The following is a 12,288-nucleotide window of genomic DNA, read 5'->3' as shown; positions in this document are numbered from 1 at the left end:
CGGCCGCAGCGCCCGCCACCGAGCGGTGCGGCGACCACCCGCGCGAGCCGCGTCGCGTGATCGGCCACCGGCCGCGCACGCGGCACGGCGCCGAGGTACACCGCACCCGCGCTCGCGCGTGTCATGATTCCGCGATGCGACACGGGATTCGGCGGCTCTCGGTGAGCACGATGGTCATGGCGGGCGTCCTGGCGGCGACGATCGTTGCCGCACCCGGTGTTTCGGCCGCGCCGGAGAGAGCGTTGCGGGTCGACATCCGCCCGGTGAGTCTGACCGTCGACGGCGAGACCGCCACCGGCCGGGTCTACGAGCCCTATCGCAGCACACCCGGCGACCTGAACCCCGGCAGCCTGGTCGTGGCCGTGCACGGTCACGCGGGCAGCGCCGCCGACTTACCCGACTACCTGTCCTCGATCGTGCGCCGCACCGGAACCCCGCTGCTCGCCATGGACCAGCGCTCGGCCGAGAGCCGCTGGCGCACCGGCGATTGGAACGTGTGGGCGGGCTGGCGCGACACCGTCACCGCCACCCGCTGGTACCGCGACGAGCACCCGGACATCCACCGCACCGTGCTGTGGGGCTGGAGCCAGGGCGGGCTCACCAGCGGCCTGGCCGCCGCGTACGCCCCACCCGGCACCTACGACTACTGGGTGAGCACCTTCGGCCAGGCGGACGATTTCAGCTCCTGGCTCGAGGCTCCGCTCGCCGCCCCCGATCTGCGCGCCCAGATCGAACGCGACGCCGGCGACTGCGCGCCCTGGGCCTGCCCCGGCGCGTACATCGCCCGCTCCCCGGCACTGCTGGCCCCGCGAATCGCGGTGCGCCGCACCATCCTGCTGCACGGCACCGCCGACACCCTGGTGCCCTTCACCTCGTCGGTGGAGATGCGCGCCGCCCTCGTCGCCGCGGGCAAGTCGGTGTCGCTCTACACGATCGTCAGCGGCCGCGACCTCGACGGCACCGTCGCACCCGCCCAGCACGGCGTCGGCCCGGTCTTCTTCGAATCCGGCTGCGTGGTGGAACGCCTTCTCCTGGAAGACGAACCCCGCAACAGCGACTATCTGATCGACGTCGCCAACAACATCAACACCGCTCCCGACGCGCCCACCGGCGCCAAATGCGCCGCGTGAGCGGGCCGGGGCGCATCGAGCGAGGCTGAGCGGCAATCGATTCCAGCGCCACCGGCCCGGGCATCGCGCTAGTCCGCGCTGACCGCCTCGACGATGTTCAGCCGCGCCGCGCGCAGGGCCGGCGGAATCGAGCCCAGCAGACTCAATGCCAGTGCGGCGAAGGCGAATACGGCCAGCGACGGTCCGGGGCGGGCGGTGATCTGCAAGCCCATCATGTCCCCGGCCAGGTAGGCGTACAGGACCTGGTTGCCGAGGCCGAACACCACGCCGAGCGCGGTCCCGGCCAGACCGATCCCCGCGGCTTCGGCCAGCACCATCCGCAGCGCGAAGCGGCGGCTGGAACCGATGGCCCGCAGGATGCCCAATTCGCGGCGGCGTTCGAGCAGTGCCAGGGTGAGGGTGTTGAGCAGGGCCATCGCGGCGATGAACGCCACCAGCACCAGCATCACCCGCGAGAGCACCAGGCCCTGTTCCATCGACCTGCTCACCCCGTCCAGCGCGGTATCGCCGGTGTACACGTGCACCTCCGGCGGCAGGGCCGCGCGCACATCGGCCAGCAGTTGCTCCCGGTCGCCGCCCGGTACGCCCTCGACCTGGAGCGTGCTGGCGCCGGGCCGGTCGAACCATTCCCGCATGAGCGCCAGACTCATGGACGCGGCCCCGGTGAGCGCGGAGAAATAGGGGATTGCGGCCAGCACCCGGGTGCGCTGCTCCCCGGTGGGGGTCTGCACCGGAATCTCGTCCCCGGCCGAAACCCCCAGTGTCCGAGCCAGATCGCGGCTGATCACCACACCCTCGCCCGCGAGCAGCCGCTCGCGGGTCTCGGCGTCCAGCGCCGCGGTCATGGCGAAGTTACCGCCCGGCTCCACCCCGTAGATCAGCGCCTTGGTGCCCGCGAAGGTCGCGAACGCCAACTGCCCCTGCACCACTCGCTCCACCCCGGGCACCGCCGCGACCCGCTCGGCCACCTCCGCGGGCAGCAGCGGGGTGGGCACCAGGTCCTCGGGGGTCACGCTCACCCAGAGATCGCTGTCCGCAAGGGATTCGAAGGTGTCGCGCGCCGAACGCACCGCGTCGGCATTCGCCCCGGTGATCGTCAGCGTCATCGTGACCGCGATGCAGACCGTCATGGTGGTCGCCCACACCCGGCGCGGCGCGCGGTCGATGTTCACCCCGGCCAGCACCCCCGCCCGCCCCAGCCGGCGGGCCAGCGCGCCCGCCGCGCGCACGATCGGCCCGCCGAGCGCGAACGCCAGCGCGATCTCGGCGGCGAACGCGAAACCCAGGCCCACCGCGGCGAAAAGCCCCAGGTGAGCGCGCATGACGAGCGCCGTCGCGACGCCGAAGACCACCGCGAGCACCCCGGCCACGACCCGCGCCCGCACCGGCACCCGGTCCGAGTGCGCGGCCCCGACCGGAGCCAGCGCCTCCACCGGCGCCATGCGATAGATCTGACGCGCCGCCAGCGCGGTGGCCAGCACGTTGGTGAGCACGGCCGCCACGATCGCCGCCGGAATCGCGTACCAGGGCAGCAGGTACTCCAGTCGTGCCTGCAACATCTGGGTGAACGCGGCCGGCAGCAGTCCGATGGCGTAGCGCCCCGCCGCCACGCCCAGCGCGGAACCGATCGCGCCGCCGACGAGCCCGAGCACCGCGGCCTCGGCCAGCACATCGCGCACGATGGTCTGCCGCCGCCCGCCGATCGCGCGCAACATGGAGATCACCGGCCGCCGGCCCGCCAGCGCCATGCTCATCGTGTTGTAGATCAGGAACGCCGCCACCACGAACGCGATGCCCGCGCCCATGGCCGCCATGAGGCGCACCATGAGCACGCCGTTGCCGTTCTGCGCGGCGCGAATCGTGGGCTCGCCCACCAGGGCCCGTCCGGCCACCGCCGCGGTGACCGCCGAACGCACCTGTGCGGCATCGGCATCCGGGTCGGTCACCAGCAGCACGGAATCGACCTGCCCGGCCCGCCCGGTGACGAGCTGGGCCAGCGGCAGCGGTGCGATCAGGTAGTGCCCGTCGTTGAGGTCGCCGCCGTCGTCGCCGAGCACCGCGGCGATGGTGACCCGTCCCGAACGCAGCTGTACGACATCGCCTTTCGCGTATCCCGCCGCCGGGCCCGCCAGGACCCCGCCGGGTACGGCCGCCAGCGCGGCAAGCTGGTCCTCGTCCATCGCGCCGCCGAGTCCGCCGCCGAGCTCCCGCGCGGTGGCGTCGAGCCCGAGCAGCAGCAGCGGATCGTCGTCCGGCCCGGCATTGGCCCGCAGCACCGGAGCGGCGACGCGCACACCCGGCACCGCCGCGACGTCCGTGCGCACCGCCTCGGCGAACCCGGCGTCGGTGACCCCGGAAACCTCCAGCGCCGCATCGCCCGCCAGCCCGGCCGGATCCGCCGACCCGGTCAGCGAACCGGAGATCCCCAGCACCGCCACCAGGAACATCGACGACACGGCCATGACGACGATGGATCCGGCCGTGCGCCCCCAGTGCGTGGTGAACTCACGAATATGCAACAGCCGTAGACGATCCAGCAGGGCGGTCATCGGCCCAGGCTATGGCTCGCGATCCGCGGCTGTCCATGATCATCACCGCCGGAACAGGAGCGCGCCCGGCGCGGTTGCACCGGGCGGACCGTACGTCGAGGAGAGGCAGCGATGAGCACACCGGTGGACCCGTCCCATACCTGGAACGGCGACGAGCTGGACCTGGACGCGTATCTGGCCCGCATCGGGTACGCGGGGGAGCGCACGCCGACCGCGGACACCCTGCGCGCGCTGGTCCACGCGCACACCACGAGCCTGCCGTTCGAGAACCTGGAGATCCTGCTCGGGCGCGGCGTTCCCCTGGACGTGCCGACGCTGCAGGACAAGATGATCCGCCGCCGGCGCGGCGGCTACTGCTACGAGAACGTCGCCCTGTTCGCGGCCGTGCTCGAACGCCTCGGGTTCGAGTTCACCGGGCTGGCGGGGCGGGTCAGCATGGGCGCGAGGGGTTTACGGCCCGCCACGCACGCGCTGGTGCTGGTCACGGTGGGGGACGAGCGGCTGCTGTGCGACGTCGGCTTCGGCGCGGGTCCGCTCGCACCGGTTCCCCTGGTGCACTCGCCCGGCGAATTCGCGCTCGGCGCATGGCGTTACCGCCTCGAGCGCGGTACCGGTCCGCTCGGCGGCGAGCTGTGGACGCTGTATCAGTTCGGGCGTGAGGGCTGGGTGGATCGCCACTCCTTCACGCTGAATCCGCAGTACCGGATCGACTCGGCGGTCGGCAATCACTTCGTCTCGACCTCGCCGCGCTCGCCGTTCACCGCCCGGCCGTTCGTGCAGCGGTTCACGCCGGAGCAGCATGAAGTACTGGACGGTCTGATGTGGACCACCGAGTTTCCGGACGGCGGCGGGACCGGCCGGGAGATCGACCTCGCCGAACTGCCGAAGGTGCTGCTCGAGGTGTTCGATATCGAACTCGACGCGCCCGACATCGCGACGCTGCTGCGCGGCAACTGGATCACGCCCCAGGAATAGGGTTGAAGCGGCAAGTCGAAAGGCTCGAGGCGTACGAGAAAAGGGGTAAATCGGGCATTCAATTGACCGTGCCCGCCACGACGTGCCGGTGAGCACCCGCTCGGCGGGGCCGTTTCCCGTGTCGGCGGCCCAACTCCGTGTCGTGTCATGGAAGGGCTGTGAGCTGGGGAATCGCGTGCACCACCGCACAATCGAGACCGGATTGCGGCGCAGATCTCACCGAGATCTCGCTCATATCTCACGCTGACGTCGGCGTGACGCCCGCGGACCGCTACACTCGTGCGGGGAAACACGCGGGCAACCGCGTCGTCACAGTCACCATCGCGGAGAATTTCGGAGAAGTGCCATCGAAACCGGCCAAGTGATCGCAGGGCATTACCGCCTGGTCGAACGGATTGGTAGCGGCGGCACAGGTGTCGTCTGGCGAGCCGTCGACGAGCGGCTCGAGCGTTCGGTGGCGATCAAGCAGATCATCACCCAGCCGAGCCTGTCCGCGGCCGACAAGGACATCGTGCGTCAGCGCGCGGCCCGTGAGGCCCGCAATGCCGCACGCTTCCAGCATCCCAACGCCATTGTGGTGTTCGACATTACCGAGCACGAGGGTGATCCCTGCCTCGTGATGGAGTACCTCGCCTCGCAGTCGCTGGCGGTGGTGCTCTCCTCGCAGGGCACGCTGCCGCTGCCGCAGGTAGCGCGCATCGGCGAGCAGGTCGCTTCGGCGCTGATCGCCGCGCATCGCGTGGGCATCGTGCATCGAGATGTGAAGCCGGGCAACATCCTGCTCGGCGACAACGGCGCGGTGAAGATCACCGACTTCGGCATCTCCAAGGCCAAGGGCGATGTCACCCTCACCGCCACCGGACTCATCTCCGGCACCGCCGCCTACCTCGCACCCGAGGTCGCGCGCGGCGCCGAGCCGAGCCCGGCCGCCGACGTGTTCGCACTCGGCGCGACGCTGTTCCACGCGCTCGAGGGTGAGCCGCCGTACGGCACGAACCCGAACCCGCTGGCCCTGCTGTACGCCGCGGCCAACGGGCAGATCAGCGAACCGCGCAACGCGGGCCCGCTCAGTGATCTGCTGCTCTCGCTGCTCAGCTTCGAGCCGGACGACCGGCCGAGCATGCACGACGTGCGCGACATCATGGCCGACTTCGCCGAACTGGGCCCCGATGCCGAGGCGACCCGCGTGCTCGCCGCGCGCCGCGGCGGCCCGGCGACCCCGCAGCCCATGCCGCCCCGCCCGGCCCCGCCGCGGCAGAACACCCGGCAGATGGAACGCCGGTCCGCGGCCGGAGCCGACATCCCGACCGGCGCCATGAGCCAGGCCCAGCTGCTCGAGACCCCGCCCCCGCGCCCGCCCGCCGGCGGCCCGCCGACCCATTCGGGCATGGAACCGCACTCCGAGCCCGCGGGTTCGAGCAAGAAGTTCCTGTGGATGGCCCTGGTCGCGGCGGTGGTCGTGGCCGGCGCGGTCATCTTCGGCGTGCTCAGCTCCGGCGATTCCGGTACTTCCGACGGCGGTACCGGCGACGCCAGCGCGACCAAGGCGGCACCCTCGACCAGCACCGGGAAGGGTGAGCCCGGGTCCCTCGGCGACACCAAGAGCGTCGGCCAGGTGACGGTCCAGAACGGCGTCGACACGGTCCAGAAGTTCTACGACGGCATCGTGTACCTGTCGTTCTCCGACGCCTGGAATCAGCTGACCCCCGCGGCCCAGCAGGTGTACGGCAGCGTGAGCGCGTTCCAGACCTACTGGACCGACAATCGCGTCACCCGCTACTCGACCATCAACGGCGCGCGCGGCTGGGCCGAGAGCGAGAACGCCGACGGCTCGGCCGACATCCTGGTCGGCAGCGTGGCGACCAACTCGCAGAACAAGTCGATGACCCTGCGCGTGGTCGACACCGGCGGCGGCAACTTCAAGATCGACAGCAACACCAAGTTCTGACCCGCCTCGACGTCATTGCGCCGCACCGGATTCCGGTGCGGCGCGATTGCGTTTCCGGACCCGGCGGCGTTATCCGGTGGTCGCCGTCACCGGCGGGACAGGGCTGCCGCACTATGGACGCGGTGGTCGTTCCGAGAGCCGGGACCGCACCGAGGAGGTTGCCCCATGAGTGTCTTCGTCGTCGCCGAACTGCGCGCGCTGCCCGGGCAGGAGGACCGGCTGCTCGCCATCCTGCAGGGTCTGGTCGAGCCGTCGCTCGCCGAGCCTGGATGCCTGGCCTACCGGCCCTACGTCGACCCGAGCGACCCGGCCCGGGTCGCCATGATCGAGGAGTACGCCGACGCCGCCGCCATCGACGCGCACTTCACGACCGCGCATTTCCAGCAGGCGGGCAAGGACTTCAAGGGCGTGCTCGCCGAGCCGCCGGTCATCCGCCGGCTCGTCGCGGGCTGAACCGCACGGTAGTGTCGAGGGCGTGAGCACGCGGACACACTCGACCCTGGCGCTGGTGAGCGCCGTCGTCGTGTCCGCGTGGGCCATGGTGTTCCTGACGGTCGGCGAGCCGAATTCCCTGCTGGTGCTGGGTGTCACCGCGCTCGTCGCGGTCACCGCCGCCATGCTGGCCGCGCGCGGGCCGGGCGTTCGCGTCCTCGGCTCGGCCGGGCCGCCCGTCTCGGCGCAGCGCAGGCGCCGGGGAGCGTTTCTGCGCCAGAGCAATCCGGACACCGCGGGGCGGCCTCGGCCGCGAGCACCGGGGGCCGTGACGGCCTGACCACGCCCACCGGCGTGGTCGGGGTCTTCGTCGCCCCCCGTTCGCTCTGCCCGCGCCACCGCGCGGGTTCCTCACCGTGAGGTGCCCTTGCTCGACTTCGTCTACTACCCCGTCTCCGCCGTGCTCTGGTTGTGGCACACCGTCTTCGCGTCCCTGCTGGGCGCGACCAGCGGCCTCGCCTGGGTACTCGCCATCATCTTCCTGGTCCTGACCCTGCGCGCGCTGCTGCTGCGATCCTTCTTCGCGCAGGCCAGATTTCAGCGCGGCCTGGTGAAACTCCAGCCGGAGTTCGCCGAGATCAAGCGCAGATACCCCGACGACATGACCAAGCAGGCCACCGAAATGCAGCGCGTGCGCCAGGAACACGGTGTCAGCATGCTGGCCGGCTGCCTGCCGATCCTGGGTCAGGGCCTGGTCTTCCTGGGCCTGTTCCACGTCCTGCGCTCGTTCACGAGCGCGGACACCGCCAACTACGTCTTCTCACCCACCCAGGTGGAGTCGTTCCTGCAGGCCAAGTTCCTCGGCGCACCCCTGGCCGCGACGATCTCCGGCGCCGGTGACTCCCTCGTCACCGTTGCCGCCGTTGCCATTCCGCTCATGCTCGTGGCCGCCGTGGCCACCCACTGCACCGCCCGTTTCGCGGTGGCCCGCCAGCTCGAGAGCGGCGTCGAACCCACCCAGCAGACCCGGATCATGAACACCCTGACGCTGTGGGTCTTCCCCGCCGGCGCCCTGGTCGCGGGCGCGATCCTGCCGGTGGCGATCCTGCTCTACTTCCTCACCCAGAACGCCTGCACCTTCGCCCAGCAGCACCTGATCCATCGCCGCGTCCACGCCGCGGACGCACCCTGATCGGTGCGGTTGCGACTCCAACCGCGGAACAGTGCACTGACCGGCCGGAATGCCGCGCAGACCCGCGGGCGACTGTGACCTGGGTCGCCCGATCGCGCCACCGGGCCCGTCCGGCTCGGTGTGGCGGAAACGCGCCGGCGCCGACCCGATAGTCTGGTAGCTGGTCGCGGGCAGTTTCGGCTGCTCGGGAACCGCTCGAGCATGATCAGCAGATGTTCATCAGAGACAAGGACCGCACACCGTTATGACTAGCCGCATCGAGCTCGCTCGCGTCGATCTGCGCGGACGTACTCCCACTGCTGCCGAACTGCGCGCGGCGCTGCCGCGCGGGGGCGTCGACGTGGACTCGGTGCTGCATCACGTGCGGCCGGTCGTGGAGGCCGTCCGCGACCGGGGCGTCGAGGCCGCGCAGGAGTTCAGCCGCAAGTTCGACGGCGTCGCCCCCGCCACCGTGCGGGTCCCCGCCGCCGAACTCGACCGGGCCCTGGCCGAGCTGGACCCGGCCGTGCGAACCGCGCTCGAGGTCGCCATCGACCGCACCCGCACGGTGCACGCCGACCAGCGCCGCACCGACAAGACCACCGAGGTGGTGCCCGGCGGCACCGTCACCGAACGCTGGCTGCCGGTCGAGCGGGTCGGGCTGTACGTGCCCGGCGGTAACGCCGTCTACCCCTCCAGCGTGGTCATGAACGTGGTGCCCGCCCAGACCGCCGGCGTGGATTCGCTGGTGGTGGCCTCCCCGCCGCAGGCGCAGTTCGGCGGCCTGCCGCACCCGACGATCCTCGCCGCGGCGAAACTGCTGGGCGTCCAGGAGGTCTGGGCGGTCGGCGGCGCGCAGGCGGTGGCCCTGCTGTCCTACGGCGGCGCCGATACCGATGGCGCGCAACTGGAACCGGTCGACATGATCACCGGCCCGGGTAACATCTACGTCACCGCCGCCAAGCGGCTGTGCCGCGGCCTGGTCGGCATCGACGCCGAGGCCGGTCCCACCGAGATCGCGATCCTGGCCGACGCCACCGCCGACGCCGCGCACGTGGCCGCCGACCTCATCTCCCAGGCCGAACACGACGTGCTCGCCGCGAGCGTGCTGGTCACCGACAGCGTCGAGCTGGCCGATGCCGTGGACGCCGCGCTCACCGCGCAGATGGCCGTGGTCAAGCACCACGATCGCGTCGCGGAAGCGCTGTCCGGCAAGCAGTCCGGCACCGTTCTGGTCGACGACATCGATCAGGGTCTGCGCGTGGTGAACGCGTACGCCGCCGAACACCTCGAGATCCAGACCGCCGACGCCTCCGCCGTGGCCGCCCGGGTGCGCAGCGCCGGAGCGGTTTTCGTGGGCGCCTGGTCCCCGGTCAGCCTGGGCGACTACTGCGCGGGCTCGAACCACGTGCTGCCCACCGCCGGATGTGCCCGGCACTCTTCGGGTTTGAGCGTGCAGACCTTCCTGCGCGGCATTCACGTCGTCGACTACTCCGAGGCGGCGCTGAAGGACGTGGCCGCGCACGTGGTCGCGCTGGCCAACGCCGAGGATCTGCCCGCGCACGGCCAGGCCGTGCAGGTGCGCTTCGGAGCACTGTCGTGAGCGCCGCGACCGTGCCCGGCTCCTCGATCTCGCTCGCCGATCTGCCGCTGCGCGAGAACCTGCGTGGCAAGAGCCCCTACGGCGCACCGCAATTGACGGTGCCGGTACAGCTCAACACGAACGAGAACCCGCACCCGCCGAGCCAGGCCCTGGTCGACGACGTCGCCGAATCGGTGCGCGCGGCCGCGGCCGACCTGCACCGCTACCCGGACCGGGACGCGGTGTTCCTGCGCGCCGAGCTGGCCGCCTACCTGCGCAGGCAGACCGGTGTGGCCGTCGACGTGTCGAACGTGTGGGCCGCCAACGGCTCCAACGAGATCCTGCAGCAGTTGCTGCAGGCGTTCGGCGGACCCGGCCGCAGCGCACTGGGTTTCGTGCCGTCCTACTCCATGCACCCGATCATCTCCGAGAGCATCGACACCGAGTGGCTCGAGGCCAAGCGCAACGGGGATTTCTCCCTCGATGTCGACTACGCCGTGGCCGTGATCGCCGAGCGCCGCCCCGACGTGGTGTTCGTGACCAGCCCCAACAACCCGACCGGGCACAGCATTCCGGTCGCTGAGCTGGAACGGATCCTGGACGCCGCCCCCGGCATCGTGGTGGTGGACGAGGCCTACGGCGAGTTCTCGGCCGCGCCGAGCGCACTGGCGCTTATCGACCGCTTCCCCGCCAAACTGGTTGTGTCGCGGACGATGTCGAAGGCGTTCGCCTTCGCCGGCGGCCGCCTCGGCTACCTGGTCGGCGCGCCCGCCATCATCGACGCCATGCTGCTGGTCCGCCTGCCGTACCACCTGTCGGTGGTCACCCAGGCCGCCGCGCGCGCGGCCCTGCGGCACGCCGACGAAACCCTCGCCAGCGTCGCCGAACTCGCCGCCCAGCGCGATCGCGTCGCGGCGGCCCTGCGCGGCATGGGCTACGACGTCATTCCCTCGGACGCCAATTTCCTGCTGTACGGCCACTTCACCGACGCCGCCGCCACCTGGCAGCGCTACCTCGACGACGGCGTCCTCATCCGCGACGTCGGCCTCCCGGGCTACCTGCGCGCCACCATCGGGCTGGCCGCGGAGAACGACGAATTGCTGCGCGTGAGCGAGAAATTGGCGGCCACCGAGCTGGTCCGGCGATGACCGAATCCACACCGATCAGGGAAGCGAGCATGAACCGAATCGCGCGGGTGGAACGCACCACCCGGGAGTCCAGCATCGTTGTCGAACTGAACCTCGACGGCACCGGCAAGACCGACATCTCCACCGGCGTCCCGTTCTACGACCACATGCTCACCGCGTTCGGTCAGCACGGCAGTTTCGATCTGACCGTCGCGGCCAAGGGCGACATCGAGATCGAGGCGCACCACACCGTCGAGGACACCGCCATCGTGCTGGGCCAGGCGCTGGCGCAGGCGCTGGGCGACAAGAAGGGCATCCGCCGGTTCGGCGATTCGTTCATTCCCATGGACGAGACGCTCGCCCAGGCCATCGTCGATGTCTCCGGCCGCCCGTACTGCGTGCACGTGGGGGAGCCGGAACACCTGCTGCACACCATCATTCCGTCGGCGGGGCCCGGCGCGTCGTACTCCACGGTTTTGAACCGGCACGTCTTCGAGTCCATCGCGCTCAACGCCCGCATCGCCCTGCACGTGCGGGTGCTGTACGGCCGCGACCAGCACCACATCACCGAGGCCGAATTCAAGGCTGTCGCACGGGCGTTGCGCGCGGCCGTGGAACTCGATCCGCGCGTGAGCGGCATCCCGTCCACCAAGGGAACGCTATGAGCAAGAAGATCGCACTGCTGGACTACGGCTCCGGCAACCTGCACTCGGCCGAACGCGCGCTGGTGCGCGCCGGCGCGGACGTCACCGTCACCGCCGATCCCGAGATCGCTCTGAACGCGGACGGTCTCGTGGTGCCCGGCGTCGGTGCGTTCGAGGCGTGCATGTCGGGCCTGCTCGGGGTGCGCGGTGAGCGGATCATCGGCTCCCGCCTCGCGGGCGGCCGCCCGGTGCTCGGCATCTGCGTGGGCATGCAGATCCTGTTCGAGCGCGGCGTCGAGTTCGGTGTCGAGACCGAGGGCTGCGGCGAGTGGCCGGGCACCGTCGAGCGCCTGGACGCGCCGGTGCTGCCGCACATGGGGTGGAACACGGTCAAGGCGCCCGCCGACAGCGTGCTGTTCGCGGGCATGGATGCCGACACCCGTTTCTACTTCGTGCACTCCTACGCCGCGCAGACCTGGGGCTGGAACGAGGGCGACAGCGGCCTGCCCCCGGCCAAGCTGACCTGGGCCGAGCACGGTGTGCCGTTCCTGGCCGCGGTGGAGAACGGCCCGCTCAGCGCCACCCAGTTCCACCCGGAGAAATCCGGCGACGCGGGCGCGCACCTGCTGCGCAACTGGGTGCTGTCACTCTGAACCGGTAGACCCGAAACCCTCGCCGCCGGCGGGGGTTCGGCGTTCGCGGGCGGCGCCCGGATCGAGCGCGATGATCG

Annotated in this window: 11 protein-coding genes; 10 read left to right on the top strand and 1 reads right to left on the bottom strand. The window is 71.0% G+C overall.

Annotation, left to right across the window (positions count from 1 at the left end):
* Positions 1-134: 134 nt before the first annotated feature.
* Positions 135-1,130, top strand: coding sequence for an alpha/beta hydrolase family protein (locus ACWDOP_RS16320; protein WP_456345721.1), 996 nt, complete (start codon positions 135-137; stop codon positions 1,128-1,130).
* A gap of 68 nt (positions 1,131-1,198) precedes the next feature.
* Here the strand turns inward: ACWDOP_RS16320 and ACWDOP_RS16315 are convergent, their stop codons facing one another.
* A complete protein-coding gene (locus ACWDOP_RS16315) occupies positions 1,199-3,679 on the bottom strand; it encodes an FtsX-like permease family protein (protein ID WP_456345720.1) in 2,481 nt (826 codons plus the stop codon).
* Between the two features lie 111 nt (positions 3,680-3,790).
* On the opposite strand from ACWDOP_RS16315, the gene ACWDOP_RS16310 reads away from it, so the two are divergent.
* The 9 genes from ACWDOP_RS16310 (at position 3,791) to hisH (ending at position 12,211) form a co-directional block, all read left to right on the top strand.
* The gene (locus ACWDOP_RS16310; RefSeq protein WP_456345719.1) at positions 3,791-4,654 is read left to right on the top strand and encodes an arylamine N-acetyltransferase family protein; all 864 of its coding nucleotides are present in this window, start codon (positions 3,791-3,793) and stop codon (positions 4,652-4,654) included.
* A 361-nt stretch (positions 4,655-5,015) separates the two neighbouring features.
* Positions 5,016-6,602 (top strand): serine/threonine-protein kinase, encoded by a 1,587-nt coding sequence (locus ACWDOP_RS16305; protein WP_456345718.1) that lies wholly within the window; start codon positions 5,016-5,018, stop codon positions 6,600-6,602.
* 165 nt (positions 6,603-6,767) lie between these two features.
* Positions 6,768-7,055, top strand: a complete 288-nt coding sequence (locus ACWDOP_RS16300) for a putative quinol monooxygenase (RefSeq protein WP_456345717.1) — start codon at positions 6,768-6,770, stop codon at positions 7,053-7,055.
* 22 nt (positions 7,056-7,077) lie between these two features.
* Positions 7,078-7,374 carry a DUF6412 domain-containing protein gene (locus ACWDOP_RS16295; protein WP_456345716.1) on the top strand — a complete coding sequence of 99 codons (297 nt, stop codon included), beginning with the start codon at positions 7,078-7,080 and terminating at the stop codon, positions 7,372-7,374.
* An 81-nt stretch (positions 7,375-7,455) separates the two neighbouring features.
* A complete protein-coding gene (gene yidC / locus ACWDOP_RS16290) occupies positions 7,456-8,226 on the top strand; it encodes a membrane protein insertase YidC (protein ID WP_456345715.1) in 771 nt (256 codons plus the stop codon).
* Between the two features lie 244 nt (positions 8,227-8,470).
* Entirely contained in the window at positions 8,471-9,808 is a 1,338-nt protein-coding gene (hisD, locus tag ACWDOP_RS16285) for a histidinol dehydrogenase (RefSeq protein ID WP_456345714.1), read from the top strand.
* Positions 9,805-10,935 (top strand): histidinol-phosphate transaminase, encoded by a 1,131-nt coding sequence (locus tag ACWDOP_RS16280; RefSeq protein ID WP_456345713.1) that lies wholly within the window; start codon positions 9,805-9,807, stop codon positions 10,933-10,935. The genes hisD and ACWDOP_RS16280 overlap by 4 nt, the downstream gene beginning before the upstream one ends.
* A gap of 29 nt (positions 10,936-10,964) precedes the next feature.
* Entirely contained in the window at positions 10,965-11,579 is a 615-nt protein-coding gene (hisB, locus tag ACWDOP_RS16275) for an imidazoleglycerol-phosphate dehydratase HisB (protein ID WP_454203758.1), read from the top strand.
* Positions 11,576-12,211 (top strand): imidazole glycerol phosphate synthase subunit HisH, encoded by a 636-nt coding sequence (gene hisH, locus ACWDOP_RS16270; RefSeq protein WP_456345712.1) that lies wholly within the window; start codon positions 11,576-11,578, stop codon positions 12,209-12,211. The genes hisB and hisH overlap by 4 nt, the downstream gene beginning before the upstream one ends.
* Positions 12,212-12,288: the final 77 nt, after the last annotated feature.

The sequence above is a fragment of the Nocardia sp. NPDC003693 genome (assembly GCF_053981095.1).
This window is presented reverse-complemented; position numbering and strand designations above follow the sequence as displayed.

Coding starts and splice junctions, on each gene's coding strand:
- ACWDOP_RS16320 (WP_456345721.1), top strand. CDS start 135: ATGCGACACGGGATTCGGCGGCTCTCGGTGAGCACGATGGTCATGGCG.
- ACWDOP_RS16315 (WP_456345720.1), bottom strand. CDS start 3,679: ATGACCGCCCTGCTGGATCGTCTACGGCTGTTGCATATTCGTGAGTTC.
- ACWDOP_RS16310 (WP_456345719.1), top strand. CDS start 3,791: ATGAGCACACCGGTGGACCCGTCCCATACCTGGAACGGCGACGAGCTG.
- ACWDOP_RS16300 (WP_456345717.1), top strand. CDS start 6,768: ATGAGTGTCTTCGTCGTCGCCGAACTGCGCGCGCTGCCCGGGCAGGAG.
- hisD (WP_456345714.1), top strand. CDS start 8,471: ATGACTAGCCGCATCGAGCTCGCTCGCGTCGATCTGCGCGGACGTACT.
- hisB (WP_454203758.1), top strand. CDS start 10,965: ATGAACCGAATCGCGCGGGTGGAACGCACCACCCGGGAGTCCAGCATC.
- hisH (WP_456345712.1), top strand. CDS start 11,576: ATGAGCAAGAAGATCGCACTGCTGGACTACGGCTCCGGCAACCTGCAC.